Below are 26463 nucleotides of genomic sequence, written 5' to 3'. Positions count from 1 at the left end.
TCGCGAACCGTTGGCGCGATGACGGCTGAGATCGTCGTCGCCAACTTCTACGCGCTGCGCGACCCCGTGGGCTTCGACCGGGCGGCGCGGCTTCTGGTGCGCCGGATGCGCCTGCAGGGCATGGAGGGGGTGCGCAGCTATCGCTTCTCCGGCAGCGACCCGCGCGAGCGGCGGCTGGTCGCCATCTACGACGGGGCCGAGGCCTGGGTCGCGCATCACGACCTGATCCTGGCCTGGCCCGAGACGGTCGCCCTGCGCGCGGCGGCGCGCCTGGTGCGGACCGATCTCTACGGTCCGGTTCCGCCGCCGGTGCTGGACTGGATCCCGCGCCTCGGCCTGGGCCGGATGCTGCGGCACAACGGTGTCCCGGTCGCGGGCTACCCCGAGGCCCGGCCCGCGCCTATGCGCTTTGCCGGAAGTGCCGGGCGACGAGCTGGGTAAGCCTGCGGTGCAGGGGCAGGGTCCGGTGCCGGATGTGGATCGCGGCAAAGACCGGCTGGCGCAGGTCGGGTGCGTCCTCGACCGCCATGAAGCGCCCCCCCGCGATCAGGTCGGCGGCGGTCTTTCCCAGCACATATCCCGACCCGCCCATAGCCGTCAGCAGCGAGACGACCGAGCCCGACTGCCCGACCGAAACCGGCGCGCCCGCGAGGTCGGGGGTAAGCTGGCGGTGCATCTCCTCGAAGGCGGGCGAGAAATGGGCAAAGACGAAGCGGTCGGGCGCGACCTCTGTGAGGCGCGGGGTTTCGGTCGAGATCATGCGGTAGCTGACCTCGCCCACGCTGTCGAAATGCAGGTCGGGGTGGGGCTTGGGGCTGAACATCACCGCGAAGTCGAGGATCCCGGTCAGAAGGTCCGCACACATCTGGTTGGAATAGTCCGGCTCGATGTAGAAGGCGGTTTCGGGGAATGCCGCTCGGAACTCGGCCACCCAGTCGCCGAGATAGACCGCCGCAAGATCGTTCTGGATGCCAAGGCGCAGAAGCTGCGCCGCGCCGTGCGGGATCTGGATGCGCCGTTTCGCCTCGTTCCATTCGTGGCGCAGCGCCCGGGCATGGGGCTCGAACCGCTTGCCTTCCGGCGTGAGGTCGGTGCCCGCGCGCGAGCGGTCGAAGAGCCGCGAACCCACCGCCTGCTCCAGCGCCGTGACCCGGGCCGAGACGGTGGACTGGGTGATCCGCAGCCGTTCCGCCGTGCGGTGGAAGCTGCGGGTCTCGGCCAGGTCGAGGAAGGTGTCGAGGAGATCGATCTGCATGCGGTGCGCCTGTGGCAAGCCCCGGGGGCGCTTCGCCCGCCGGACCCCCCGAGGATATTTGAGGACAGATGAAAGTCGTGATCGCTTTTCCCGATCAATAGCCGGGTTCCGGCCGAATTGAAAGCGGGCGCGTCGCAGTTGATAGTGGCGCGCGGAATGGGGAGGCGGTCATGGCGGAATTTGCGCAGGCTCGGGTGGTCATCATCGGCGGCGGGGCCGTGGGGGCCTCGGCGCTGTACCATCTGGCGAAGGCGGGCTGGACGGACTGCCTGCTTCTGGAAAAGAACGAACTGACCGCCGGATCGACCTGGCACGCGGCGGGGAACGTGCCGACCTTCTCGGCCTCGTGGTCGATCATGAACATGCAGCGCTATTCGGCCGGTCTTTACCGGGGCCTCGGCGAGGCGGTGAACTACCCGATGAACTACCATGTCACCGGCTCGGTGCGCCTTGGCCATTCGAAGGAACGGCTGCAGGAGTTCAAGCGCGTCGTCGGAATGGGGCGCTATCAGGGGATGGACCTGACGATCCTGTCGCCCGAGGAGATCCGCTCGCGCTATCCCTTCGTCGAGACGCATGACCTGACTGGGGCGCTGTATGACCCCTATGACGGCGACATCGACCCCGCGCAGCTGACCCAGGCCCTTGCGGCGGGGGCCCGGCAGATGGGCGCGCGGGTGGAACGCTTCTGCCCGGTGACGGCGGCACGCTGGACGGGGTCGGAGTGGATCCTCTCCACCCCGAAGGGCGAGGTCCGGGCGGAATATGTGGTCAACGCGGGCGGCTACTATGCCGCGCAGGTCGGCGCCATGTTCGGCCGCCGGGTGCCGATGATGGTGATGAGCCACCAGTACATGCTGTTCGACACCATCCCGGAGCTGGAATCCTGGACGAAGGAGGTCGGCCACAAGCTGCCCCTCCTGCGCGACGTGGACAGTTCCTACTACCTCCGGCAAGAGAAGATGGGCTTCAACCTCGGCCCCTACGAGAACCCCTGCCGCGCGCATTGGGCGACGCCGGACGATCCGATGCCCGAGGATTTCAGCTTCCAGCTCTTCCCCGACGACCTGGAGCGGCTGGAATGGCACATCAACGATGCGATGGCCCGGGTGCCGCTTCTCCAGAAGGCGAACCTCACCAAGGTCATCAACGGCCCGATCCCCTATACGCCGGACGGCAACCCGCTGATCGGCCCGATGCCGGGGGTCCCGAACGCCTTCGAGGCCTGCGTCTTCACCTTCGGCATCTGCCAGGCGGGCGGTGCGGGCAAGGTGCTGGCGGAATGGGTGACCGAGGGCGGCACCGAATGGGACATGTGGTCCTGCGACCCGCGCCGCTTCACCGGCTGGGAGGATCACGACTACCTCGTCCAGAAGGGGATGGAGGTCTACGGCCACGAATACGGGATGCATTTCCCGATGGCGCGCTGGCCCGCCGCGCCCGACCGCAAGCTCTCGCCGGTGCATGACAGGCTGAAGGCGCTGGGCGCCCAGTTCGCGCCCTATAACGGCTGGGAGCGGGCGGAGTGGTTCGCCGCGCCCGGCGACGACACCAGTTGGGAGGCGACGCAGACCTGGGGCCGCGCCGGCCCGTGGGAGGCCCGGATCAAGGCGGAATGCGAGGCGGTGCGGGACGGCGTCGGCGTCCTCGACCTGCCGGGCTTCTCGCGGTTCCTCGTCAAGGGGCCGGGCGCGCGGGCGCATGTGGCGGGGCTGACCGCCTCGCGCCTCCCGGCAGAGGGACGGATTGGCCTGGTCTATTTCGCCGACGACCGGGGCCGGATCGTGACCGAGATGTCCTGCATGGTGCATGGCGAGGACATGGTCGGCCTGATCACCGCCGCCGTGGCGCAATGGCACGATGCCGACGTGCTGCGGAAGGGCCTGCCCGAGGGCTGCGTGATCGAGGACCACAGCGACAAGGTGGCCTGCTTCATCGTGACGGGTCCGAAGTCGCGCGAGCTCGTGTCCCGGATCGCCGAGGCCGACCTGACGCTGCCCTGGCTCTCCGTCCAGGATGCCGCGAAGGTGGCGGGCAGGGACGTGGCCTTGATCCGGGTATCCTTCGCCGGGGAACTCGGCTGGGAGATCCATTGCGACCGGGCCGATGCGCCGCACATCTACGACGCGCTTCTGGCGGGCGGGGCCAAGCCCTTCGGCATGAAGGCGCTTAACTGCCTGCGGATCGAAAAGGGCTACCGCGCCTGGAAGGGCGACCTGTCCACCAACTATTCGCTGCTGGAGGGCGGGCTTGAACGGTTCATCGACTGGAACCACGACTTCCCCGGCAAGGCGGCGCTTTTGGCCGAAAAGCAGCGGGGGGTGAGGAAACGCTTCGTCTCCCTCAAGGTCGAGGCCGGCGAGTGCGATGCGCCCTACATGTCCACGCTCTGGCACGATGGCCAAGTGGTGGGCGAGACGACCTCGGGCGCCTGGGGCTACCGGGTGGGCCATTCCATGGCGCTGGGGATGCTGCGGGCAGACCTCGCCGTGCCGGGAACCGAGGTCGAGGTGGAAATCTTCGGCGACCGCGTGAAGGCCACCGTGCTGCCGGACGGCCCGGCCTGGGACCCGAAGAACGAACGGATCCGGGCATGAGCGCAGTCCCGGCCCGGATGTCGGCGGTGCAGCTGACCGGCCATGGCGGGCCTGAAAAGCTTGTCTGGCGCGATGACCTGCCCGTGCCGCGCCCGGGACCGGGCGAGGTGCTGGTAAGGGTGCTGGCGGCGGGCGTCAACATGACCGACATCAACACGAGGCTGGGCTGGTACGGGGACGCGGACCGCAAGGCCGGCTGGGCCGGGGAACTGGCCTTTCCCCGCATCCAGGGCTCGGACCTCTGCGGCAGGATCGTCGTGCTGGGCGAAGGGGTCGAGGGGCTGCCGCTTGGCGCCCGCGTGATCTGCCCGACGAACCAGCATGAACCGACCGAGGAGAACCCGATCCATTTCGTCTCGATCGGGTCGGAGTTCGACGGGGCCTTCGCGCAGTATTGCGTGGTCAAGGCCCGACACCTGCATGATGTCTCGGCCTCACCGCTGCCCGATATCGAGATCGGCGCCATGCCCTGCGCCTATGGCACAGCCGAGAACCTTCTGTCCCGCGCCCGGGTGGCGGTGGGCGAACGGGTGCTCGTCACCGGCGCCTCGGGCGGGGTGGGGCTGGCGGCGGTGCAGCTGGCACTTCTGCGCGGGGCCGAGGTGACGGCCCAGTGCAGTCCGGCCAAGGCCGATCCGCTGCGGGCGCTTGGCGCCGGCATCCTGCCGCGTGACGCGACGCCGCCCGCGCGGTCCTTCGACGTGGTGATCGACATCGTCGGCGGAGACGGGTTCCAGGCGCGGCTCGATGCGCTCCGTCCCAGTGGTCGCTACGCCACCTCGGGCGCGGTCGGCGGGCCGACGGTCACGGGCGATCTGCGCCGCATCTACCTGAACGACCTGACGCTTTACGGCGCCACCCACCAGCCGCGCGAGGTCTTTGCCGGCCTCGTCACCATCATCAACAAGGGCCGGTTGCGCCCGGTCGTGTCGAAGACCTACCCGCTGCGCGACATCGCAGAGGCCCAGGCCGACCTGGCCGCTGGGCGCTATCCCGGCAAGCTCGTCCTCGTTCCCCCGGAGCCACAGCCATGACCATCCCTTCATCCGCGCGTGCCGTTGTCATCGGCGGAGGCGTCTCGGGCTGTTCGGTGGCCTATCACCTCGCCAAGGCGGGCTGGACCGACGTGGTCCTGCTGGAGCGGCGGAAGCTGACCAGTGGCACGACCTGGCACGCAGCGGGGCTGATCGGGCAGCTGCGCGGCTCGGCCAACATGACGCGGCTCGCCAAGTATTCGGCCGATCTCTACCGCGGGCTCGAGGCCGAGACCGGGGTTGCCACAGGGATGAAGCAGGTCGGCTCGATTTCCGTGGCCCTGACGAAGGAGCGGCATGAAGAGCTGTTGCGGCAGGCCACGGTGGCGCGGATCTTCGACGTCGAGGTGCACGAGATCTCGCCGCAGGAGGCGAAGGCCAGGTATCCGCACCTGAACATCGACGGTGTGGTGGGCGCCGTTGCGTTGCCGCTTGATGGACAATGCGACCCGGCCAACATCGCAATGGCGCTGGCCAAGGGCGCGCGGATGCGGGGCGCGCGAATCTTCGAGAACACGCTGGTCACGAAGGTGACGACCGCTGGCGGTCGCGTCACCGGCGTCGATTACGAGACCGCCGAGGGACCGGGCCATATCGCCGCCGACATCATCGTCAACTGCGGCGGCATGTGGGGCCGCGACCTCGCCGCGCAGAACGGCGTGACCCTGCCGCTGCACGCCTGCGAGCACTTCTATCTTGTCACTGAACCCGTTGACGGACTTGGCGATTTGCCGGTCCTGCGGGTGCCGGACGAATGCGCTTATTACAAGCAGGATGCGGGCAAGATGATGCTCGGCGCCTTCGAGCCCAAGGCGAAACCTTGGGGAATGGACGGCATCCGCAAGGACTTCGAGTTCGACACCCTGCCCGAGGATTGGGACCACTTCATGCCCATCCTCGAACAGGCGATGAACCGGATGCCGCTGTTCCAGACCGCCGGCATCCACACCTTCTTCAACGGGCCGGAATCCTTCACCCCCGACGACCGCTACTACCTGGGCGAGGCGCCCGAGGTGAAGGGCTATTGGATCGCGGCCGGATACAATTCCATCGGCATCGTCTCCTCGGGCGGGGCCGGTCAGGCGCTGGCACACTGGATCACCGAGGGCGAGCCGCCCTTCGACCTCTGGGAAGTCGACATCCGCCGCGCCCAGCCCTTCCAGAAGAACCGCCGCTATCTGAAAGAGCGGGTCTCCGAAACCCTGGGCCTCCTCTACGCCGACCACTTCCCCTATCGCCAGGTCGTGACCTCGCGCGGGGTGCGGCGCTCGCCGATCCACGACCACCTGAAAGCCCGCGGCGCGGTCTTCGGCGAGGTCGCCGGTTGGGAACGTGCCAACTGGTTCGCCAACCCCGGGCAGGAACGGGAATACCGCTACTCCTGGAAACGGCAGAACTGGTTCGACAACCAGCGCGCCGAGCATATGGCGGTGCGCGAGGCCGCAGGCCTGTTCGACATGACCTCTTTCGGGAAGATCCGCATCGAGGGCCGCGACGCCTGTGTCTTCCTGAACCGCATCTGTTCGGCCCAGGTGGACGTGGCCCCGGGACGGATCGTCTATACCATGTTTCTCAACGATCGCGGGGGGATAGAGGCCGATCTTACCGTGACGCGCCTGTCCGAGACCGCCTATCTTGCCGTCGTTCCCGGCGCCACGCTGCAACGCAACCTCGCCTGGCTACGCGCCCATGTCGGCGACGACTTCGCCGTCATCACCGATGTGACGGCGGCCGAATCCGTCCTGTGCCTGATGGGACCGCAGTCGCGTGAGGTCCTGGCCAAGGTCTCGCCGAACGACTTCAGCAATGCCGCGCATCCCTTTGGTCAGGCACGGGAAATCGAGATCGGAATGGGTCTCGCCCGCGCCCATCGCGTCACTTATGTCGGGGAACTCGGGTGGGAGCTGTATATACCCACCGACCAGACCGCGCATGTCTTCGAGACGCTGATGGAGGCGGCACCGGACCTGAAGCTCTGCGGTCTCCACACGCTTGACAGCTGCCGGATCGAGAAGGCCTATCGTCACTGGGGCCACGACATCACCGACGAGGATCACGTCCTGGAAGCCGGCCTCGGCTTCACCGTCAGCCGCAAGAAACCCGCCTTCCTCGGCCGCGAGGCGGTGTTGCGCCGGGAGCAGCAGGGCCTCGACCGCCGCATGCTCCAGTTCCGGCTGAAGGATCCCGAGCCGCTCCTGTTCCACAACGAGGCGATTGTCCGCGATGGGGAAATAGTCGGGCCGGTGACCAGCGGCAATTACGGCCATTTCCTCGGGGCGGCCATCGGCATGGGCTATGTCCCGGCGAAGGGGCAGACCGACGACGACATCCTTGGCTCCACCTACGAGATCGAGGTGGCGGGCCAGCGCCACGCGGCGATCGCCAGCCTCGTTCCGATGCACGATCCGAACTCCGAAAGGGTAAAGGCATGACCGACCTCTCCGACCAGCCCGGCGAGACCTGCGAACCCGCCCGCGCCCGCCGGTCGGGTGGCCGCCAGGCCCGCGTGGCCCTGCGGGCCGCCCCCTTGGCGGACGACGTGAAGCCGGTTCGTCCGGGCCTGCCCGGTGGCCAGTACAAGCCGCTGACCGAGGCGGGCGTGCAGCAGATCCACGCCGCGGCACTGGATGCGCTGGAACAGATCGGCCTTTCGCAAGCCCCTGAATCAGGACGGAAAATCCTGACCGAGGCCGGTGCGATCCTTGGCGATGACGGCCGCATCCGGTTCCCCCGCGCGCTGGTCGAGGACATGCTGGCCATTGCCGCCCGCAACATCACGCTCTATGCCCGCGACCCGAAGCACGACCTGCATCTGAGCGGCACCAACGTCCACTACGGAACGGCCGGCGCGGCGGTACATATCGTCGATCCGGTGACGCTCGACTACCGCGAATCCACCGCGCAGGACCTCTATGACGCGGCGCGGCTGGTGGACAACCTCGACAACATCCATTTCTACCAGCGCACCATGGTCTGCCGGGATGTCACCGACAACCGGGAGATGGACCTGAACACGCTTTACGCCTGCCTGGCGGGGACGACGAAACATGTCGGCACCAGTTTCTCTGACCCCTCGCATGTCGCCGATTGTTTCGAGATGCTCTACATGGTGGCGGGGGGTGAGGAGAAGTGGCGCGAGCGGCCCTTCGTGTCGAATTCCAACTGCTTCGTCGTCCCGCCGATGAAGTTCGCCGAGGAATCCTGCATCACGATGGAGGATTGCATCCGGCGCGGCATGCCGATGCTGCTCCTCAGCGCGGGCCAGGCCGGGGCAACGGCGCCCGCGCCCATCGCGCTGGCCATCGTGCAGGCCGTCGCCGAATGTCTCGCGGGTGTGGTCTACGTCAACGCGATCAAGCCGGGCGCGCCGGCGATCTTCGGGACCTGGCCATTTGTTTCGGATCTGAGAACAGGCGCCATGTCCGGTGGCAGCGCGGAACAGGCGCTCTTGACCGCCGGTTGCGCGCAGATGCACCGGTTCTACGACCTGCCGGGCGGTGCGGCCTCGGGGATCAGCGACTCCAAGCTGCCCGACATGCAGGCCGGGTGGGAGCAGGGGATCACGAACTCGCTGGCTGGCCTCGCAGGCCTGAACATGTGCTACGAGGCGGTGGGCATGCATGCCTCGCTGCTGGGCTTCTGCCTTGAATCCCTCGTCCTCGGCGACGACCTCTTGGGCCAGGCGATGCGGCTTGTACGCGGCATCGACGTGACGCCCGATTCCACCTCGATCGACGCGATGAAGGAGGTCTGCCTTGGCGGGCCGGGCCATTATCTGGGCAGCGACCAGACGCTGAAGCTGATGCAGACCGAATACATCTACCCCAACGTCGGCAACCGGATGTCGCCGAAGGAATGGAACGAGGCGGGCAAGCCCCTGCTGCTGGATACCGCCATTGCCCGGAAGAATGCGATCCTGGCCAAGGCCGGATGCCGGGTCGATCCCGAGATCGACGCGGCCATCCGCAAGCGGTTCAACATCTACTTCAAGTAAGCCACACAAGGCGCGGTAAAGACATGCATTACGGATATATCGGCCTGGGAAACCTGGGGGCGGCCTGTGCGGGTTGTCTGGTCAAGGACGGCTTCAAAGTGACGGTCTACGACCTGAATCCGAAACTGGCCGAGCCGTTGGTGGCAGCCGGAGCGACGCTTGCAGCCAATGCCGAGGAGCTGGCGGCCTCGGTCGATCATGTCATCACCTGCCTGCCGTCGCCTGCTGTCTCGGAGCGCGTCCTGCGCAACATCCTGCCGCACATGCGGAAGGGCGCGTCCTGGGTCGAGATGTCCACCCTTGGCCGCGACGAGGTGTTGCGTCTGGCTGCCGTCGCGGCCGAGGCGGGCGTCCGGATGATGGAACTGCCGGTGACGGGCGGGGTTCATCTGGCCTATCAGGGCAAGATCACCATGCTTGCGGGCGGGGACCGCGACCTGTTCGACCTGCACCACAAGGCGATGCAGGCGATGGGCGACCGGATCTTCCACATGGGGCCTTTGGGCTCGGCCTCGATCATCAAGGTCATCACCAACATGCTGGCCTTCATCCACCTCAAGGCCACGTCCGAGGCGCTGATGCTGGCGAAGCGCGGGGGCCTTGATCTGGGCCAGGCCTGGCATGCGATTGCCGCCAGTTCCGGAAACAGTTTCGTGCATGAGACCGAAGGCGCGCTGATCCTGAACGGGTCCTACGACATCGCCTTCAACATCGACCTCGCGCTGAAGGATCTGGGCTTCGCGCTGGGGTTCGGGAAGGAGTTCGGCGTGCCGCTCGACCTCGCCTCGATGACCAACCAGACCTACATCGCGGCCAAGGCGGCCTATGGCGGCGAGGCGCAGTCGCCGATGATCGCCAAGCTGCTGGAGGACCTTCTGGGCACCGACCTGCGCGCCCCGGGCTTTCCGGCCCGGCTGGAATGATGGCTTGAGGGTGTGCCGGGCGCGGGTTAAGGTTCGGTAAACGTCCGCGGCCAAGTCCTTGAAAACGCAAGGGATGCCGCGTTTGTCCACTGTGGACATCCAGGGAGCACCCATGACCGCCGAAACCGACGCCCGCACCGCCCGCCTGCTGCACCACCGGAAGGCGGGTCTCGCCCTGGGCGAGCCAGTGGTTCCCCCGATCTCGGTCGCGACGACCTTCCACCTGCCGCAGGCGCAGGGGGCGGCGCATTACTACGGCCGCTCGGGCCAGCCGACCTGGGACGCGGTCGAGGCGCAGTTGTCGATCCTCGAGGCGGCGGAGGTGGTCTCGTTCCCCTCCGGCATGGCCGCGATCACGGCGGCGCTCGTGTGCTGCCTGAAGGCGGGGGCCAGGGTGATGATCCCCTCGGACGGCTATTATGTGACCCGGCTTCTGGGGCGCGACCTGTTGCAGGTCTATGGGGTCGAGGTCGAGCAGGTGCCGACGCTGGAGATGGCGGACCGCGATTTCGCGGGGTTCGACGTCATCCACATCGAGACCCCCTCGAACCCGGGCCTCGACGTGGTCGACATCGCCGCGCTGGCGCGCAAGGCCCATGCCGCGGGGGCGCTGCTGATTGCCGACAACACGACGATGACGCCGCTTCTGCAACGCCCCCTGGATCTGGGGGCGGACCTGGTGGTGGCCGCAGACACCAAGGCGCCGGCAGGACATTCCGATGCCCTCTTCGGCCATGTCGCGGGGCGGGATGCGAATCTCATGGCGCGGGTGCGGGAATGGCGGCGGCAGTCGGGATCGGTCCCCGGGCCGTTCGAGGCCTACCTGGTGCATCGGGGGCTGGAGACGTTGGAAGTGCGGCTGTCGCGGATGTGCGCCTCGGCGGCGGTGATTGCCGGGCGGTTGCAGGCGCATCCCGGGGTGCGCGGTCTGCGCTATCCGGGGCTCGGCGGGGATGCATCCCATTGGGCGGTCGGGGGCCAGATGGCGAACGGCGGCTTCCTGATCGGCTTCGAACTTGCGGGAGAGGCGGAGGCCGAGGCCTTTCTCGCCCGCTGTCCGCTGATCGAGCAGGCGACGAGCTTCGGCGGAGTCCATACCGCAGCCGAGCGGCGGGCGCGTTGGGGCGATGCGGTGGCCGACGGGTTCATCCGGCTCTCGGTGGGGGTGGAGCCGGTCGAGGTGCTCTGGGCCGCCATCGAGGGCGCGCTGGCGGGGTAGGGGCCAAGACTTTTCGAAAAGTCTTGCAAATTCCTTCGAAGGAACTTGGCACCCTGTGTCAGAGCGTGTCGAGAATCCGCGCCGCCTCGGCCTGCACATCGGCAAGCTTCGTCCTGTCCTCGCCCGGGAAGAAGCGGGCGCGGGTGGCAGTGGGCAGGGGGGCCGGTTCGGCGATCACGACGCAGGGCCCGTGTTTCGCGTTCTCGGCCTGCCAGCTGCGTGCGAGCGCCATCTGGGCGGCTTTCGTGGCGCCGTAGGCGCCGAAGAACGGCTGTCCGGCGCGGGGGTCGTCGAGGAAAAGCGCGGTCCCGTCACGGGCGCGTAGCAAGGGCTCGACCATCGGGATCAGCATGCCGGTCGCGCGCGCGTTGGTCGCCAGCGACTTTTCCCAGTCCTTCTGGTCGATATGCCCGGCCGGGGCCAGGGGGGCGGCATGGATGGCCGCATGGACCCAGAGGTTCAGCCCGCCCCAGCGGTCGTGAATGGACCGGCACAGGTGGCGCATCGCGTCGTCGTTGGTCACGTCCATCGGGGCCAGCGTCAGCCCGCCCGCACCCGGCAGTCCGGCACGTCTGACCCGGTCGTCCAGGTCTTCCAGCCCGCCCACGGTCCGGGCAACGGCCACTACATGCCAGCCCCGCAGAGCCAGCTGCTCGGCCAAGGCAGAGCCGAGGCCGCGCGAGGCGCCGGTGACGAGGGCGACCTTGGGGGCTATCTTGGTGGTCATGGGCCGGTCCTTCCTGGAGGCGTCGGAGCCTCCGGCGGGAGTATTTTCGAAAAGGGCAAATGGCAAGCGGGAGCGACGCGGGGTCGCGGTTACTCTGCCGCCTTCATCTGGAAGCCTTCCTCGATCTTGTCTGAGGGCGCGACCGGGTAATCGCCCGAGAAGCAGGCGTCGCAGAATTTGGGGTTGGCGGCGTCGCGGCCCGCGGCTTCCCCGGCGGCGCGGTAGAGGCCATCGAGCGAGATGAACTTCAGGCTGTCCACCCCGATCCAGTCCCGCATCTCGTCCTCGGACATCGTCGCGGCGAGGAGTTTGGAGCGTTCCGGCGTGTCGACGCCGTAGAAGCAGGGCCAGGCGGTCGGGGGCGAGGCGATGCGGAAGTGGACCTCGGCGGCCCCGGCTTCAAGGATCATGTCCTTGATCTTGCGGCTGGTGGTGCCGCGCACCACGCTGTCATCGACCAGGATCACCCGCTTGCCCTTGATGAGGGCGCGGTTGACGTTCAGCTTCAGCCGCACGCCCATGTTGCGGATGTGGTCTGTCGGCTCGATGAAGGTGCGGCCCATGTACTGGTTGCGGATGATCCCCATCGCATAGGGGATGCCGCTTTCCTGGCTGTAGCCGATCGCCGCCGGGGTGCCGCTGTCCGGGACCGGGCAGACGAGGTCCGCATCCACCGGCGCCTCGCGCGCCAGTTCCACGCCGATCTGGCGGCGCGTCTCATAGACCGAGCGGCCGCCGATGATGCTGTCGGGGCGGGAGAAATAGACGTTCTCGAAGATGCAGAAGCGCGACTTCGCCGGCGCGAAGGGTCGGGTCGAGTCCACCTTGTTGCCCTCGATCACCACCATTTCGCCCGGCTCGATCTCGCGCACGAACTCGGCGCCGATGATGTCGAGGCCGCAGGTCTCCGACGACAGCGCCCAGCCGGAATCGCCCAAGCGCCCGAGGACCAGCGGGCGCACGCCCAGCGGGTCGCGGACACCGATCAGCTTGGTCCGGGTCATGGCGACGACGCTGAACGCGCCTTCCACCCGGCGCAGCGCGTCCTTGATCCGTTCCGACAGGTTCTTCTGGATCGACCGCGCCATCAGGTGAATGATGCATTCGCTGTCACTAGAGGACTGGAAGATCGACCCGCGCTCGATCAGCTCGCGGCGGAGGGCGGCGGCATTGGTCAGGTTGCCGTTGTGGGCGATGGCGCAGCCGCCCATCGAGAATTCGCCGAAGAAGGGCTGCACGTCGCGGATCGCGGTCGCGCCTTTCGAGCCGGCGGTGGAATAGCGGACATGGCCGATCGACAACTGCCCGGGCAGGGTGTCCATCACCTCGGCCTTGGTGAAGTTGTCGCGGACATAGCCGAAGCGGCGGGCCGAGTTGAAGCCGTGGTCGGGGTGATAGCTGACGATCCCGCCCGCCTCTTGCCCGCGGTGCTGCAGCGCGTGCAGGCCGAGGGCCACGAAGTTCGACGCATCCGCCACGCCGATCACGCCGAAAATGCCGCACTCCTCCTTCAGCTTGTCGTCATCGAAGGGGTGCGAGCGGAAGGGGGCCATGCGTCCGAATCCTGTCCTGAGCCTGGCCCGCTATGTAAGACAGGCGTCCGGGGCTGTCACGCCCCGAAACGCCCGTCACAGGTCACGGATTGGTGGCAGGAGCCGCCGGGACTGGGGCCGGCTGGATCGTGGGTGCCGAGCCAGGGGCGCAGACATTGGTCAGGTCGTTGTAGCGGTCGACGATCCAGCCCGGCGCGTCCGAGGGGATGTTCTGGTCGATCTGCTTCTGGAAATTGGCGAAGACTAGCGCGGTGCGGGAATTGTCGATCATCTCGATCTTCTGGTCCGACAGGACGCGGTCATAGACGATGAAGGCGATGGCGATCAAAAGGATGCCGCGCGCCGCGCCGAAGAGGAAGCCAAGCGCCTGGTCGATCCCGCCAAGCGCCGACCGCTGCACCGCGCCGGAAAAGAGCGGCGTGAAGAGGGCCGCCACGATGAGGCCGATCACGAAGACGCCGGCGAAGGCGGCGACCACCGACAGTTCGCAGCTGTCGGACAGGAACTCGCCGACAACGGGCAGTTCCTTGACCAGGGGCTGCACGCCGGGGGCGAAGTAGTAGGCGGCGATGGCGGCACCGATCCAGCCGAGGATCGCCATCAGCTCCCGCACCAGACCGCGCGAGAAGGCGAGGATGGCCGAAATGATGATGATGAGCGCCGCACCACCATCGACTGCGGTCAGGTTTTCCATCGTTTACTTCCCCAATCCCGTTCTTTCACCAAGGACTTATCCCGCCCCGAACATCTCGCCCACGAACGCCGTCAGGTCCGGCATCTGCCGCACCGTCAGCCCCGACGCCCCCTCGATCTTCGACCGGGACGGCACGGTCGCCTGTGAGAAACCAAGTTTCGAGGCCTCTTTCAACCTGTTTTCGGTTTGCCCGACCGGGCGCAAGGCCCCGGACAAGCTGATCTCGCCGAAAAGCACCATGTCGGGCGGGATTGCCACATCCTCGCGCGCCGACAGGAGCGCGCCGGCCACCGCAAGGTCGGCGGCAGGTTCGTTGACCCGCAGGCCGCCCGCGACGTTCAGGAACACGTCGAGCCCCGCGAAGGGGATTCCGCAGCGGGCCTCCAGAACGGCAAGGATCGTGGACACCCGTCCGCTGTCGAGGCCGACGACCGTCCGGCGCGGGCTGGCGAGGGTCGAGGGGGCGACGAGCGCCTGGATCTCGGTCAGGACCGGGCGGGTGCCTTCGATCCCGGAAAAGACCGCCGAGCCGGGGGCAGGCTGGTCGCGATTGGCCAGGAACAGGGCCGAGGGGTTCGGCACCTCGGCCAGGCCGCCACCGGTCATCTCGAAGACGCCGATCTCGTCCGCAGGGCCGAAGCGGTTCTTCACCGCGCGCAGTATGCGAAACTGGTGGCCGCGCTCGCCCTCGAAATAGAGGACCGTATCGACCATGTGTTCCACCACGCGGGGGCCGGCGATCTGGCCCTCCTTGGTGACATGGCCCACGAGAATCACCGCGACGCCGCGCCGCTTGGCGAAGCTGACCAGCTCATGCGCGGCAGCGCGGACCTGGGAGACCGAGCCGGGCGCGGCCTCGACGCTGTCCAGCCACATGGTCTGAATCGAATCGATGATCGCCAGTGCCGGGCGTTCGGCGTCGAGCGTGGTCAGGATGTCGCGCAGGTTGGTCTCGGCGCCAAGGCCGACCGGGGCGTCGGTCAGGCCCAGGCGCTGCGCGCGCATGCGGACCTGCGCGCTGGCTTCCTCGCCCGAGATGTAGAGGCATTTCAGCCCCTTGCGGGCGAAACTTGCGGCAGCTTGCAGAAGAAGCGTGGATTTGCCGATCCCCGGATCCCCGCCGACGAGGATCGCCGAAGCCGGCACGAGGCCGCCGCCGAGGACGCGGTCCAGTTCCGCGATCCCCGAGGAGGCGCGGGGTGGCGGGGCTTCCTCGGTTGCGAGGTCGGAGAGCGGAATCGGCCGGCCCTTGGCGCCCAGCGACTTCGGCCCTGTGGACAGCGGCGCCTCTTCCACGATCGTGTTCCACCCGCCGCAGGCGTCGCATTTGCCGGCCCATTTGCGATAGGCGGCGCCGCAGACAGTGCAGGTGAAGGAAGTGGTCTGTTTCATGAGCCGAGACAGTGCCGGGTCTTTGGGGCAGCATCAAGGCGAGGGTGCGACCGGAATTCTTGCGAATTCCGGTCCGGAGCCCCTTCGGGCTCCGCGACGATTTCCGCAAGGAAATCGTGGCCGGTCAAGGATTTGGCCTCGCTCTCCACGAGATCAGGATCGAGGCGAGGATGCAGCCGGTGAAGAGATAGAGCCCCCAGGCTGTTTCCACGGTGACCATCCCCGCACCCTTCACGATCACGATGTAGAGCGCGATCAGGAACACGTCGGCCATGGCAAGCTTCCCCAGGACCTCCAGCGCGGGCAGGGCGCGCGGGCTGAGCAGGTCGAAGTGCAGCAGCGCCAGGCCGATGGTCTTGGCATAGGGCGCGAAGACCGCGAGGAAGGTGACGAGGAGCGCCAGGGCCGCATCGCTGTTCCACAGCGATTGCAGGCCGGTGATGACGCTGATCTCGTCCATGCCGAAGACCGGCAGGAGCGCGGCACGCATCAGGGGCGCAAACCAGGCGATGGGGAAGAGGATCAGGAGGGCGAGGTTGAGGTATTTCATCGGCGGCCCTCCGGGCGGGCGGCGGACTGGAGGGTTTCACACCCTCCAGACCTCCCGTGGAGTATTTGCGCAAAGGGCAAGGGGCGGGTGCCGCGAGCGGAGGGGTCAGCGGACGGATTCGATCGGGCCATCGGCGCGTCCGTGGATGAATTGCTGGACGTAGGGGTCCGGCGTGGCGTCCATGTCCCCGACCGGGCCGGTCCAGCGGATCACGCCCCCGTGCAGCATGGCGACGTGGTCGGCAATGGCGCGGACCGAGGTCATGTCGTGGGTGATGGTCATTGCGGTCGCGCCCATCTCGGTCACGATCTCGCGGATCAGGTCGTTGATGACGCCCGCCATGATCGGGTCGAGCCCTGTGGTGGGTTCGTCGAAGAAGATGATCTCGGGCTCGGCGGCGATGGCACGGGCGAGGCCCACGCGCTTCTGCATGCCGCCCGAAAGCTCGGCCGGGTAGAGGTCGGCGACCGAAGGCTTCAGGCCGACGCGGCGCAGCTTCTCGATGGCCAGGTCGCGCGCCTGCGCCTTGGGCAGGGCCTTCGGGCCACGGACCAGCCGGAAGGCGACATTCTCCCAGACACGGAGCGAATCGAAGAGCGCGCCGCCCTGGAACAGCATCCCGAACCGGGCGAGGAAGGCGTCGCGGTCGGCCTTGGTCACGTCCTGGCCGTCAAGGGTGATCGTGCCGCTGTCGGGGTGCACCAGGCCGAGGATGCATTTCAGGAGCACCGACTTGCCCGTGCCCGACCCGCCGATGATGACCATCGAGGTTCCCGAGGCGATGCTCAGGTTCACGCCCTGCAGGACGCGGTTCTCGCCAAAGCGCTTGTGGACGTCCCGAAGCTCGATCATGTGGTGAAGAAGACCTCGGTCAGGACGTAGTTGGCTGCGAGGATCAGGACCGAGGCCGAGACCACCGCCGCCTTGGTCGCCGCGCCGACCCCCTGCGCGCCCCGGGCCGAGTTCATGCCGTGATAGCAGCCCATCAGCGCCACGATGAAGCCGAAGACCGCGCCCTTGACGAGGCCCGAGCCCACATCCCAGGCCTCGAGGAAATCGGCGGTGTTCTTCAGATAGGTAGCCGAGTTGAAGTCGAGCCGCGTGGTTCCCACCAGCCAGCCGCCCATGATGCCGATGGCATCGCCGACCGCGACCAGGACCGGCATCGACAGCGTCGCGGCCACCACGCGCGGCACCGCCAGGTATTTCAGCGGGTTGGTGGACAGCGTCACCAGTGCGTCGATCTGTTCGGTGACCTTCATCGTGCCGATTTCGGCCGCGATCGAGGAGGCCACGCGCGCGGCCACCATCAGGCCTCCCAGCACCGGGCCGAGTTCCCGCGTCATGCCGATCGCGACGATCGAGGGGACGACCGACTCCGCGTTGAAGCGGGCGCCGCCGGCATAGATCTGCAGGGCCAGGGCGCCGCCGGTGAATATGGCGGTCAGGCCGACGACCGGCAGGGAATACCAGCCGATCTGCAGGATCGCATGGCCGAGTTCGCGAAAGTAGAAGGGCGGGCGCAGGATGTGCCCGAGGATCGCGCCGGCAAACAGCGCCACGCGGCCCAATGCAACGAGCGCCAGCAGGACCGGGCGGCCGAACGCGCCGAGGATCCCCGTCATGCCGGGCGTTCCTGATAGCGGCGGCTGTAGCGCGCGCCAAGTGCAGTCAGCAGTTCGTAGCCGATGGTACCTGCAACCTCGGCCAAGGCATCCACGCCCTGGTTCGGGCCGAGGATGTCGAGGCTCTTCGGCACTTCCGGCAGATCGGTGATGTCCACCGTGATCAGGTCCATCGAGACCCGACCGACCAGCGGGCAGGGCGTGTCGCCGTCCCAGAGCTGTGCCTTGCCGGACAGGGTGCGGTGCAACCCGTCGGCATAGCCGCCCGACACCGTGGCGATGACCGAGGGCCGATCGGCCACCCAGGTGCGGCCATAGCCCACCGCCTCGCCGGGCGCGACCTCGCGTGTCTGGATCACCGGCAGCGAGAGGGTCACGGCGGGAATGGCCGCCGCGTGGGGCAGACCGCCATAAAGGCCGATGCCTGGCCGCGTCAGGTCGAAATGATAGCGCGGACCAAGAAGGATGCCCCCGGTCGCGGCCAGGCTGCGCGGCAGCCCGGTGCCGTCGGTCATCTCGTGAAAGGTGCGCAGCTGCGCCTCGTTCAGCGGATGGTCGGGCTCGTCGGCGCAGGCGAGGTGGCTCATCAAAAGCTCCGGTCCCGCATCGACCAGGATCGGGGCCACAGCCTGCCACTCCAGGGGCTCGACGCCCAGCCGGTTCATGCCGGTATCCAGCTGCACGCCGAACGGATGGCCCGGCAGCGATTCGAGGTGGCGCGTGATCTGTTCGAGGCTGTTCAGCATCGGCGTCAGGTCGAGATCCTGGATCATCTCGGTGTCGCCCGCCATGTGACCGGACAGGACCGCGATCTGCGGCCCCGGCCCCAGTGCCTGCCGCACCGCCGCGCCTTCCTCGGCCTGCGCCACGAAGAATCGCCGCGCCCCGGCCCTGGCCAGCGCGCGCGCGACCCGCGTCACGCCCAGGCCATAGGCATCCGCCTTCACCACCGCCGCGGTCTGCACGCCCGGGCCGGACATCCGGTCCAGCGCGCGCCAGTTCGCCGCTATCGCATCGAGGTCAATCGTCAGGGTTCCGCTCGCCATGCGGCTGTTTCGACCGGGGCGGTGCCGGGGTCAAGGGAAAAGCTGGCGCGGGGGCAGCGCTTGCCCTTTCCGCGCCGGTGGGCAACCCTGAGCGCAAGCCAGGAAAGGAAGCGTCACCCGTGTCCGACCAGATCCGCGACCCCGAGGAGGATTCGGGACTATATCTGACCATCCTGTGCTGGACCGGTCTGGCGCTCGGGACGCTGGATTCCTTCCTGCAACCCCTGCCGGCGGGGCTGGTCTGGGCGGCGCTGGCGCTGGCCTATCTGACCGGCGGCCTGCCGCCCCTTCGCAGCGCGGTGTCCGAGCTCTGGCACGAGCGGCGGCTGGACATCGACCTTCTGATGGTGGTGGCCGCGCTGGCTGCGGCTGCGGTCGGGGCGGCGCTTGAGGGGGCAGTGCTGCTCGCGCTCTTTTCCCTGTCCGAGACGCTGGAACATCGGGCGATGGGCAAGGCGCGGCGCGCGGTCGAGGCGCTGATGCGGCTGCGCCCGGAAACCGCGCTGCGCGAGGGGGCGGAGGGCGTCGTCGAGGTTGCGGTGGCCGATCTGGTGCCCGGCGACCGGGTGATCCTGCGGCCCGGCGCGCGGGTTCCGGTGGACGGTCGGATCGTGTCGGGCTCGGGTCACCTCGACGAAAGCACGGTGACGGGCGAGGCAGAGCCGGTGCGCAAGGGGCTTGGCGATCCGGTGCACGAGGCGACGGTGAACCTGGACGGAATCCTGACCGCCGAGGTGACGCGCGGGCTGGAGGAAAGCACGGTTGCCCAGATGATCCGCATGGTGACCGAGGCGCAGGCGATGAAGTCGCCGTCCGAGCGGTTCTCGGACTGGTTCGGCCAGCGCTACACGATCGCGGTGCTTGCCGGATCGGTGCTGTCCTGGTTCGGGTTCCGCGCGATAGGGCATGATGCTGGCGATGCGCTCTACCGCGCGGCGACACTCCTCGTCGCTGCCAGCCCCTGCGCCGTGGTGATCTCGGTGCCCGCGGCGATTCTCTCGGCGCTCTCGGCCGCGGCGCGGGGTGGTGTGCTGTTCAAGGGCGGCGCGGCGCTGGAGGGGCTGGCCGAGGTGCGCACCTTCGCCTTCGACAAGACCGGGACGCTGACCACCGGGCAGGCGGCGGTGACGCAGATCGTGGCGCTCGAGGGGGACGAGGATGCCTTCCTGGCCCTGGCGGCAGGGTTGGAGGCGCAGTCCGAACACCCGATCGCAGAGGCGATCCGGCACGCGGCGAGCGAGCGCGGTCTGGTGCCGACGCCGGTGCGCGATGTGCGCTCGCTGCCCAGCGAGGGGATCACGGGCACGGACGATGCGGGGCCGCTCTGGGCCGGCAATGCGCGGATGCTGGCGCAGATGGGCGCAGAGCTGCCGCCCGGGATCGCGGCGCTGGCCGACGGGGCCGAGACCCTGGTCATCCTCGGGCGCGGCACGCGGATCCTCGGCGCGCTCACCGTGGCGGACGAGCCGCGCGCGACCTCTGGCGAGGCCCTGGCGGCGCTCAAGGCCGGGGGCGGGACCGCGATCCTGATGATGACCGGCGACCGGGCGCCGGTCGCGGCGCGGATCGGGTCGCATCTCGGTCTGGCCGCGGACGAGATCCATGCGGGCCTTCTGCCGGGCGACAAGGTGCGGCTGGTCGATACCGCCGCGAAACGCGGCAAGGTGGCCTTCATCGGGGACGGAGTGAACGATGCCGCGGCGCTGGCGCGGGCCGATGTCGGGGTGGCGATGGGGGTCGCGGGCAGCGAGGTTGCGCTTCAGGCCGCCGATGTGGCGCTGATGGCCGAGGATCTGCGCAAGCTGGCTGCCGCCCGGCGCCTGTCGCGGCGCACCGCGCGGGTGATCCGGCAGAACCTGACGCTGGCGCTCGGGGCCATGGCGGTGCTGGTCACCGGTAGCCTCTTCTTCGAACTGCCCCTGCCGCTGGCCGTGCTGGGGCACGAGGGCGGCACGCTGCTGGTGGTGCTGAACGGGCTGCGGCTGCTGGCCGACCCGATCCGCGCGCGGGGATGAGGGCGGAGGGGCCGGCCACGGGGCATCGAGCCCCTCGGTCGGCGCGCCTCCGGCGGGAGTATTTGGGAAAAGGGCAAGATCGGGGACGGGGTCGGCTCAGAAGCCCACATCGGGGCCGCCCGAGTCCTGCCAGGGCCGCGCGAGGTTGCCGAAGCGGGTGAAGCGGCCCTCGAAGGACAGTTCCACCGTGCCGATGGGCCCGTGGCGCTGCTTGCCGATGATGACCTCGGCCTTGCCGTGCACCGATTCCATCAGCGCCTGCCACTGTGCCATCTTGTCCAGCTCGTGGTCGCCAGGCTTTTCCCGTTCGCGGTAGTATTCCTCGCGGAACACGAACATCACCACGTCGGCGTCCTGCTCGATCGAGCCGGATTCGCGCAGGTCACTGAGTTGCGGCCGCTTGTCCTCGCGGCTTTCCACCTGGCGCGACAGCTGAGACAGCGCGATGACGGGGATGTTCAACTCCTTCGCGATGGCCTTCAGGCCCTGGGTGATCTCGGAGACTTCCTGCACCCGGTTGTCCTTGGACGAGCCCTTCAGGAGTTGCAGGTAGTCGATGATGAGCACGTCGAGCCCATGCGTCCGCTTCAGCCGGCGCGCCCGTGCGGCGACCTGGCTGATCGGCAGGGCGGGCGTGTCGTCGATGTAAAGCGGGCAGGCCTCCAGCGCCTTGGCGGCCTCGACGAAGCGGCGGAACTCGGCCTCGGTCATGTCGCCACGGCGGATCTGTTCGGACGGAACCTCGGCGGCCTCGGACAGGATCCGCGCGGCCAGCTGTTCGGCCGACATTTCCAGGCTGAAGAAGCCGACGACGCCCCCTTCGACCGCGCCTTCCGTCCCGTCCGGCAGGCGACCCCGCTTGTAGGCCTTGGCGATGTTGAAGGCGATGTTGGTGGCCAGCGAGGTCTTGCCCATCGAGGGACGGCCCGCAAGGATCAGCAGGTCCGAAGGGTGAAGCCCCCCCAGCTTCTTGTCCATGTCGATCAGCCCGGTGGAGATGCCCGCAAGGCCGCCATCGCGCTGATAGGCGGCGTTCGCGACATTCACCGCGTCCGTTACCGCCTTGAGAAAGCTTTGGAATCCGCGTTCGGCGACGCCCTGTTCGCCCAGCTTGTAAAGCCGCTGTTCGGCCTCGATGATCTGGTCCTTGGGTTCGGAGGCCACCTCGACCTTCGCCGCCTGCGCCGCGATGTCCCGGCCAAGCTGGATCAGTTCCCGCCGCACCGCCAGGTCATAGACCATCTGCGCATAGTCGCGCGCCGCATAGGCCGAGATCGCCGCCCCCGCCAGCCGCACCAGATAGGCCGGCCCGCCCAGTTCCTTCAGGCCCGCGTCGTCCTCGAGGAAGGCCTTGAGCGTCACCGGAGAGGCGAGCGCGTTCTTCTGGATCCGCGCCGCGGCGATCTCGAAGATCCGCTGGTGGACGGGGTCGAAGAAGTGCTCGGCCTTCACCAGGCTGGAGATGCGGTCGAAGATGTCGTTGTTGGTGAGGATCGCGCCCAGGAGCTGCTGCTCGGCCTCGATGTTGTGCGGCAGCGTCTCTTCGGACGCGCCCGCGGGTGCGGACGGAACCATCGGCCCCGACCCTACGGGTCGCAGTGCGGTAATCTCGGTCATTCATGCCCCCTGCCGTCTTGCCTGCTTTTTGGAGCCCATCGCCTAGCATGCCCGGCGGTGGAATGGGTTGGGGGAAAGCTGTGCATAAGCCGCTTATCCACAGAAATGAGTCTACCACGGCTTGCGGTCGGGATGAAGCGCCAAGCTAGCCCTTGGAGGCGGGGCAGGCCTTAGTGCGCGACATTCCGTCGAGCGCGATGCCGGAAGCCGGGAATCATCCCTTCCGCGCGTCCTGCCAGCCGCGGGGGTCGTTCAGGAAGGCTTCCACCTCGGCCAGCGTCGCCGCGTCGAAGGCGCCTTGCGCCCGCGCCTCGGCCAGCACGTCCCACCAGGTGCAGAGGTGATGCAGGCGGACCCCATGCGCGGCAAGCCGGTCCTCGGTTCCGGCGAAGATGCCGTAGTAGAAGATCACCGCCGTATGGCCGCAGCTGGCGCCGGTCTCGCGGATTGCGTCGACGAAGCTGAGCTTCGAGCCGCCGTCGGTGGTCAGGTCCTCGACCAGAAGCACCCGCTGGCCCTCGGTCATCGCGCCTTCGATGCGGGCGTTGCGGCCATAGCCCTTGGGCTTCTTGCGGACATAGGTCATCGGCAAGGCCAGACGTTCGGCGACCAGCGCCGCGAACGGGATGCCGGCCGTCTCGCCACCCGCGATGTTGTCGAAGGCCTCCATCCCGGCCTCGCGCATGACGGTGACGGCCAGGAAGTCCATCAGGGTGGAGCGGATGCGGGGGTAGGAAATCAGCTTTCGGCAGTCGATGTAGGTGGGCGAGGGCAGGCCCGAGGCCAGCGTGAAGGGCGTCTCGGCGTTGAAGTGGACCGCCTTGATCTCCAGGAGCGCGCGGGCGGTCAGGCGGGCGATTTCGTCCTTGGGCGGGAAGGCGGAGGGGATCATGCAGGGTCCTTTCGGGCGGGCTCGTCGTGCGCCTCCGGCTTCTCCCCGCAGGCCTGCGACGAGCGACGAAGTCGACGATAAGCGGTCAGGTCACGACGTGCCAATGCACGGGGAAGCCGGGTTGGAAAACGGTGACGGGGCCGGGTTCGGCGTGGATCTTCTCGGGCCAGGTGCAGGGCTCGGTGCGCTTTTCCAGCGTGATCGTCCCGGCGTTCACCGGCAGGCCGTAGAAGGCCGGCCCGTGGCGCGAGACGAAGCCCTCCAGCCGATCCAGCGCGCCCTCTTCCTCGAAGACATGGGCCAGAAGGCTGAGCGTGTTCGTCGCCGTGAAGCAGCCCGCGCAGCCGCAGGCATGTTCCTTCAGGGCATCCACATGCGGGGCGGAATCTGTGCCGAGGAAATAGCGCGGAGAGCCAGAGGTCGCCGCCTTGCGCAGCGCCAGCCGGTGCTTCTCGCGCTTGGCGACCGGCAGGCAGTAATAATGCGGCCGGATCCCCCCCGCGAGGATGTGGTTCCGGTTGATGATCAGGTGATGGGTGGTGATCGTCGCGGCCAGGCTCTCGCCGCCCTCGGTCGCATAGGCCACGCCTTCCTCGGTCGTGATGTGCTCCATCACGACGCGCAGGTCCGGCAGCCGGCGGCGCAGGGGATCGAGGACCGTTTCGATGAACACCGCCTCGCGGTCGAAGATGTCCACTTCGACCGCCGTGACCTCGCCATGGGTGCACAAGGGCAGCCCGATCCGCGCCATCGTCTCCAGCACCGGCATGACCTTTTCCAGGTCGCGCACGCCGGAGTGCGAATTGGTCGTGGCCCCCGCCGGGTAGAGCTTCACTGCCTTCACCAGCCCCGATAGGGCGGCGCGCTCCACGTCGGCCGGGTCGGTGCCTTCGGTCAGATAGAGCGTCATCAGCGGCTCGAATGCCATCCCATCGGGTAGCGCGGCCAGGATGCGGTCGCAGTAGGCGCGCGCGTCGTCCAGCGTCACCACCGGCGGCACCAGGTTCGGCATGACGATCGCGCGGGCGAAATGGCGGGCACTTTCCGGCAGCACGGCCTTCAGCATCGCGCCATCGCGCAAGTGCAGGTGCCAGTCGTCGGGGCGGGGCAGGGTGATGCGTTGCATGACCCCGGCAGCTATCGCAAAGCCGCCCCCGTTTCCAGTGCCATCGCGGGGCGCGCTCAGACCGGCTCTCCGGTCAGTTCCGCCAGCCTGCGCGCAAAGCGCGGCGCGTTCAGGCGCGAGGTGACCGACCGACAGATCTTGATCTCGCGCTTGGGATGCCCCGACAGCCGCGCCGCCGCGAGGATCGCGCGCAGGTAGCTTCCGTTCGACCGCCGCGCGCGCCAGAGCCAGGAGAAGCGGTCGGCCGACATCTTGCCTTCCATCGCCGCCTCGATGATCCGGTCCAGCACGCGCATCTCGCGCAGGGTGTCCTCGGTGCCCTCGGCGGTGAAGCGCGCGTAGAGCGGCGTGACCCAGGGGCGCTGGAACAGGGCCGCGTGCATCGCGTCGGGCTGGTGCAAGGGATCGTGGATCAGCCAGACCCGCGAGGCGCTTTCGGTCATGTCGGGTGCATAGCCATAGCGGCCGCGAAAGTTGATCCGCCGCGCGATGCGGTGGCGCTCGTCCCAGCCCGCGAGGCTCGGGTCCAGCGTCGCGCGCGGGGCGATCAGCACCAGTTCCGCCTGTGGCGCGGTGATCGAAAAGGCCGCCGCCGCATAGCCCGCAGGCCCGGCACCGTAGAACACGACGCGATCGAAATCCTCGAGGAACCCGTCATCGGCAAGCCGGTCGAAATAGCGGAACACCGCCGGATCGCGCCACCAGGTCTCGCCCTCGGCGAGGATGGTCAGAAGCGACCAGCCCCGCGACTTGGCCAGGGCATAGTGCTCGGGCAGATTGTCCTCACGCTCGCGCAGGGTGGCCGCATCCTCGAATGTGACCAGAAGTTCGGGCCGTTCCTCGGCAAAGAAGGCATAGTGCCTGTCACCCAGCGGCAGGAAATCGCCGTCGCCTTCGGCGATTGCCAGCATCTGGCGCTGCCATTCGGGGGGCGGGGACGGGTCGGACATACTGGCAATCTTGGTTACTTGTTGGCGTCGGCCTTCGACCTTGGCGAGAGATTCGGGCCTCTACAAGGCTCTGGGGTGGTATCGGATTGTTTCCCTGTGGCCGAGTTGCCATTATTCGCAGGGGTGTAAACAATCATCAACCAGAAGTTGCCAGATTTGCGCGGGGTTCACGTCTTGGGCCGATGCGTGCCGATATGGGGCTTCCAGATCGACTCGGCCTCCTCCCGCGCCAGCACCCGCGTCGGCCCCGCCATCAGCAACTGTCCGTAAAGACTGCGCCAGGCGTCCTGCTGCATCAGGGTCCGGAACCGCGCGTGGCGCCAGTCCACCGCCGCCCTGTGCAGCGGTCCCAGCACGGCATCCGCATGCAGGCTTGCCCGCAGCTCCCGGCTGTCCAATGCCAGGATCGAGCGGTCCTCGATGGAACAGAAGTTGCGCTCCACCCAGTAGCCCACGTCCAGCCCGCCGTCGGCATGGACCCCGCGCCCGCGGTCGCGCTTCAACAGGAAACTCTCCACCGCGCCCAGCGGATAGTGGTTCAACTGGACCAGCCCGTAGGGATTGCGACCGACATCGGAAAAGATCCGCCTGCGGTGGAATGCCGCAGGAAGCCTGCGCCCCGCGCCGTCCACCCAGTGCTGCGCGTCCATCCGGTCGTCATCGGGTGCGCGGGGGCGATGAACGCCCAGCTTGCCGTAGGATCCGTCGTTCCTGACCAGCGTCTTGAACAGATAGGCCCGCCAGGGCCAGTGCAGCACCTCGGGCGCGGCGCGGGTGAAGGTCTCGGTGACGGGCGCATCTGCGTAACGCACCACCCCGGCGTTGCCGAAAAGCCGCCAGGTCAACGTGATCGCCGTCGCGTCCGGCGCGGCCCCCAGCAAGGCCGGGATTGTCCGGTCGCCGACCTGCACATTGACGAACTCGTCGATGTCCAGCGGCAGCACCCAGTCGGCGCCCCTGACCAGCGGATGCCGGTCGGCCTGTTTCAGTGCCGACCATTGCGGCCCCTCGGGATGCGGCCCGGGATTGCGGAGGTGGACAAGCCAGCCCAGGGCCTCCAGCCGGTCCAGCATCGCATCGGTGCCGTCCTCGCAATCGTTCGAAAAGACCAGGACATCCGTGATCCCGCAGGCCCGGTGATGCGCCAGCCATTCCAGAAGGAAGGCGCCCTCGTTCCGCACGCAAAGGACGGCCGTGATCCTCACCGCGCCCGCCCTTTCATCTGTCCACAAATATCCCCGCCGGAGGCATCCG

General features: G+C 67.9%; 22 protein-coding genes. 8 read left to right on the top strand and 14 right to left on the bottom strand.

The genetic code is table 11. The features are described 5' to 3' along the window. Nucleotides 1-441 (top strand): hypothetical protein (locus ACK4IU_RS12555; protein WP_409735656.1); only part of this gene is annotated, 441 nt, incomplete at its 5' end. Here the strand turns inward: ACK4IU_RS12555 and ACK4IU_RS12550 are convergent. Further along, nucleotides 401-1255, bottom strand: coding sequence for a LysR family transcriptional regulator (locus tag ACK4IU_RS12550; protein ID WP_409735653.1), 855 nt, complete (start codon nt 1253-1255; stop codon nt 401-403). The genes ACK4IU_RS12555 and ACK4IU_RS12550 overlap by 41 nt on opposite strands. Nucleotides 1256-1425: 170 nt before the next feature. On the opposite strand from ACK4IU_RS12550, the gene ACK4IU_RS12545 reads away from it, so the two are divergent. The 6 genes from ACK4IU_RS12545 (at nt 1426) to ACK4IU_RS12520 (ending at nt 11022) form a co-directional block, all read left to right on the top strand. Next, nucleotides 1426-3852, top strand: a complete 2427-nt coding sequence (locus ACK4IU_RS12545) for an FAD-dependent oxidoreductase (protein ID WP_409735651.1) — start codon at nt 1426-1428, stop codon at nt 3850-3852. Continuing rightward, a complete protein-coding gene (locus tag ACK4IU_RS12540; RefSeq protein WP_409735649.1) occupies nt 3849-4886 on the top strand; it encodes a zinc-binding dehydrogenase in 1038 nt (345 codons plus the stop codon). Before ACK4IU_RS12545 ends, ACK4IU_RS12540 begins: the two co-directional genes overlap by 4 nt. Further along, nucleotides 4883-7318: an FAD-dependent oxidoreductase gene (locus ACK4IU_RS12535; protein ID WP_409735647.1), complete on the top strand. Its 2436-nt coding sequence runs from the start codon at nt 4883-4885 to the stop codon at nt 7316-7318. The genes ACK4IU_RS12540 and ACK4IU_RS12535 overlap by 4 nt, the downstream gene beginning before the upstream one ends. Continuing rightward, nucleotides 7315-8880: a trimethylamine methyltransferase family protein gene (locus ACK4IU_RS12530; RefSeq protein WP_409735645.1), complete on the top strand. Its 1566-nt coding sequence runs from the start codon at nt 7315-7317 to the stop codon at nt 8878-8880. The genes ACK4IU_RS12535 and ACK4IU_RS12530 overlap by 4 nt, the downstream gene beginning before the upstream one ends. 23 nt (nt 8881-8903) lie before the next feature. Continuing rightward, nucleotides 8904-9803, top strand: a complete 900-nt coding sequence (locus ACK4IU_RS12525; RefSeq protein WP_409735643.1) for an NAD(P)-dependent oxidoreductase — start codon at nt 8904-8906, stop codon at nt 9801-9803. Nucleotides 9804-9915: 112 nt separating this feature from the next. Further along, entirely contained in the window at nt 9916-11022 is a 1107-nt protein-coding gene (locus ACK4IU_RS12520; protein WP_409735640.1) for a cystathionine gamma-lyase, read from the top strand. A gap of 58 nt (nt 11023-11080) precedes the next feature. Here ACK4IU_RS12520 and ACK4IU_RS12515 read toward each other — a convergent pair whose 3' ends face one another. The 8 genes from ACK4IU_RS12515 to alr all read right to left on the bottom strand — a co-directional run bounded on the left by ACK4IU_RS12515 (nt 11081) and on the right by alr (nt 18609). Further along, nucleotides 11081-11749: an SDR family NAD(P)-dependent oxidoreductase gene (locus ACK4IU_RS12515; RefSeq protein ID WP_409735637.1), complete on the bottom strand. Its 669-nt coding sequence runs from the start codon at nt 11747-11749 to the stop codon at nt 11081-11083. Between the two features lie 89 nt (nt 11750-11838). After that, entirely contained in the window at nt 11839-13302 is a 1464-nt protein-coding gene (gene purF / locus ACK4IU_RS12510) for an amidophosphoribosyltransferase (RefSeq protein ID WP_409735635.1), read from the bottom strand. A gap of 82 nt (nt 13303-13384) precedes the next feature. Next, the gene (locus ACK4IU_RS12505; RefSeq protein WP_409735633.1) at nt 13385-13996 is read right to left on the bottom strand and encodes a CvpA family protein; all 612 of its coding nucleotides are present in this window, start codon (nt 13994-13996) and stop codon (nt 13385-13387) included. A 36-nt stretch (nt 13997-14032) separates the two neighbouring features. Beyond that, nucleotides 14033-15388, bottom strand: coding sequence for a DNA repair protein RadA (gene radA / locus ACK4IU_RS12500; RefSeq protein WP_409735631.1), 1356 nt, complete (start codon nt 15386-15388; stop codon nt 14033-14035). A 124-nt stretch (nt 15389-15512) separates the two neighbouring features. Continuing rightward, on the bottom strand, nt 15513-15938 hold the full coding sequence (locus tag ACK4IU_RS12495) for a paraquat-inducible protein A (protein WP_409735628.1): 426 nt from the start codon (nt 15936-15938) through the stop codon (nt 15513-15515). 105 nt (nt 15939-16043) lie between these two features. After that, on the bottom strand, nt 16044-16790 hold the full coding sequence (locus ACK4IU_RS12490; RefSeq protein ID WP_409735626.1) for an ABC transporter ATP-binding protein: 747 nt from the start codon (nt 16788-16790) through the stop codon (nt 16044-16046). Beyond that, entirely contained in the window at nt 16787-17563 is a 777-nt protein-coding gene (locus ACK4IU_RS12485; protein WP_409735624.1) for an MlaE family ABC transporter permease, read from the bottom strand. The genes ACK4IU_RS12490 and ACK4IU_RS12485 overlap by 4 nt, the downstream gene beginning before the upstream one ends. Further along, nucleotides 17560-18609, bottom strand: a complete 1050-nt coding sequence (alr, locus tag ACK4IU_RS12480) for an alanine racemase (protein ID WP_409735622.1) — start codon at nt 18607-18609, stop codon at nt 17560-17562. The genes ACK4IU_RS12485 and alr overlap by 4 nt, the downstream gene beginning before the upstream one ends. Before the next feature lie 119 nt (nt 18610-18728). Between alr and ACK4IU_RS12475 the strand changes: the two genes are divergently transcribed. Further along, nucleotides 18729-20624 carry a heavy metal translocating P-type ATPase gene (locus tag ACK4IU_RS12475; protein WP_409735620.1) on the top strand — a complete coding sequence of 632 codons (1896 nt, stop codon included), beginning with the start codon at nt 18729-18731 and terminating at the stop codon, nt 20622-20624. Nucleotides 20625-20720: 96 nt separating this feature from the next. Here ACK4IU_RS12475 and ACK4IU_RS12470 read toward each other — a convergent pair whose 3' ends face one another. The 5 genes from ACK4IU_RS12470 to ACK4IU_RS12450 form a co-directional block, all read right to left on the bottom strand. Next, nucleotides 20721-22241 (bottom strand): replicative DNA helicase, encoded by a 1521-nt coding sequence (locus ACK4IU_RS12470; RefSeq protein ID WP_409735618.1) that lies wholly within the window; start codon nt 22239-22241, stop codon nt 20721-20723. A gap of 214 nt (nt 22242-22455) precedes the next feature. Further along, nucleotides 22456-23133: an orotate phosphoribosyltransferase gene (locus ACK4IU_RS12465; protein WP_409735615.1), complete on the bottom strand. Its 678-nt coding sequence runs from the start codon at nt 23131-23133 to the stop codon at nt 22456-22458. 85 nt (nt 23134-23218) lie between these two features. Next, nucleotides 23219-24259: a dihydroorotase gene (gene pyrC, locus ACK4IU_RS12460; RefSeq protein WP_409735613.1), complete on the bottom strand. Its 1041-nt coding sequence runs from the start codon at nt 24257-24259 to the stop codon at nt 23219-23221. Nucleotides 24260-24315: 56 nt separating this feature from the next. Continuing rightward, on the bottom strand, nt 24316-25209 hold the full coding sequence (locus tag ACK4IU_RS12455) for a phosphoadenosine phosphosulfate reductase (protein WP_149586777.1): 894 nt from the start codon (nt 25207-25209) through the stop codon (nt 24316-24318). A gap of 167 nt (nt 25210-25376) precedes the next feature. Beyond that, nucleotides 25377-26414, bottom strand: a complete 1038-nt coding sequence (locus ACK4IU_RS12450; RefSeq protein ID WP_409735610.1) for a glycosyltransferase family 2 protein — start codon at nt 26412-26414, stop codon at nt 25377-25379. Between the last annotated feature and the right edge of the window lie 49 nt (nt 26415-26463).

Source organism: Tabrizicola flagellatus (genome assembly GCF_046295235.1).
Taxonomy (GTDB): domain Bacteria; phylum Pseudomonadota; class Alphaproteobacteria; order Rhodobacterales; family Rhodobacteraceae; genus Tabrizicola; species Tabrizicola flagellata_A.
The sequence above is the reverse complement of the archived record's forward strand: the minus strand, read 5'-3'. Positions and strand labels throughout refer to the sequence as shown.

Bases quoted from the DNA above. Each gene is read 5' to 3' on its own strand.
- ACK4IU_RS12550 (WP_409735653.1), bottom strand. From the start codon at position 1,255: ATGCAGATCGATCTCCTCGACACCTTCCTCGACCTGGCCGAGACCCGC.
- ACK4IU_RS12545 (WP_409735651.1), top strand. From the start codon at position 1,426: ATGGCGGAATTTGCGCAGGCTCGGGTGGTCATCATCGGCGGCGGGGCC.
- ACK4IU_RS12540 (WP_409735649.1), top strand. From the start codon at position 3,849: ATGAGCGCAGTCCCGGCCCGGATGTCGGCGGTGCAGCTGACCGGCCAT.
- ACK4IU_RS12535 (WP_409735647.1), top strand. From the start codon at position 4,883: ATGACCATCCCTTCATCCGCGCGTGCCGTTGTCATCGGCGGAGGCGTC.
- ACK4IU_RS12530 (WP_409735645.1), top strand. From the start codon at position 7,315: ATGACCGACCTCTCCGACCAGCCCGGCGAGACCTGCGAACCCGCCCGC.
- ACK4IU_RS12525 (WP_409735643.1), top strand. From the start codon at position 8,904: ATGCATTACGGATATATCGGCCTGGGAAACCTGGGGGCGGCCTGTGCG.
- ACK4IU_RS12520 (WP_409735640.1), top strand. From the start codon at position 9,916: ATGACCGCCGAAACCGACGCCCGCACCGCCCGCCTGCTGCACCACCGG.
- ACK4IU_RS12515 (WP_409735637.1), bottom strand. From the start codon at position 11,749: ATGACCACCAAGATAGCCCCCAAGGTCGCCCTCGTCACCGGCGCCTCG.
- purF (WP_409735635.1), bottom strand. From the start codon at position 13,302: ATGGCCCCCTTCCGCTCGCACCCCTTCGATGACGACAAGCTGAAGGAG.
- ACK4IU_RS12505 (WP_409735633.1), bottom strand. From the start codon at position 13,996: ATGGAAAACCTGACCGCAGTCGATGGTGGTGCGGCGCTCATCATCATC.
- radA (WP_409735631.1), bottom strand. From the start codon at position 15,388: ATGAAACAGACCACTTCCTTCACCTGCACTGTCTGCGGCGCCGCCTAT.
- ACK4IU_RS12495 (WP_409735628.1), bottom strand. From the start codon at position 15,938: ATGAAATACCTCAACCTCGCCCTCCTGATCCTCTTCCCCATCGCCTGG.
- ACK4IU_RS12490 (WP_409735626.1), bottom strand. From the start codon at position 16,790: ATGATCGAGCTTCGGGACGTCCACAAGCGCTTTGGCGAGAACCGCGTC.
- ACK4IU_RS12485 (WP_409735624.1), bottom strand. From the start codon at position 17,563: ATGACGGGGATCCTCGGCGCGTTCGGCCGCCCGGTCCTGCTGGCGCTC.
- alr (WP_409735622.1), bottom strand. From the start codon at position 18,609: ATGGCGAGCGGAACCCTGACGATTGACCTCGATGCGATAGCGGCGAAC.
- ACK4IU_RS12470 (WP_409735618.1), bottom strand. From the start codon at position 22,241: ATGACCGAGATTACCGCACTGCGACCCGTAGGGTCGGGGCCGATGGTT.
- ACK4IU_RS12465 (WP_409735615.1), bottom strand. From the start codon at position 23,133: ATGATCCCCTCCGCCTTCCCGCCCAAGGACGAAATCGCCCGCCTGACC.
- pyrC (WP_409735613.1), bottom strand. From the start codon at position 24,259: ATGCAACGCATCACCCTGCCCCGCCCCGACGACTGGCACCTGCACTTG.
- ACK4IU_RS12455 (WP_149586777.1), bottom strand. From the start codon at position 25,209: ATGTCCGACCCGTCCCCGCCCCCCGAATGGCAGCGCCAGATGCTGGCA.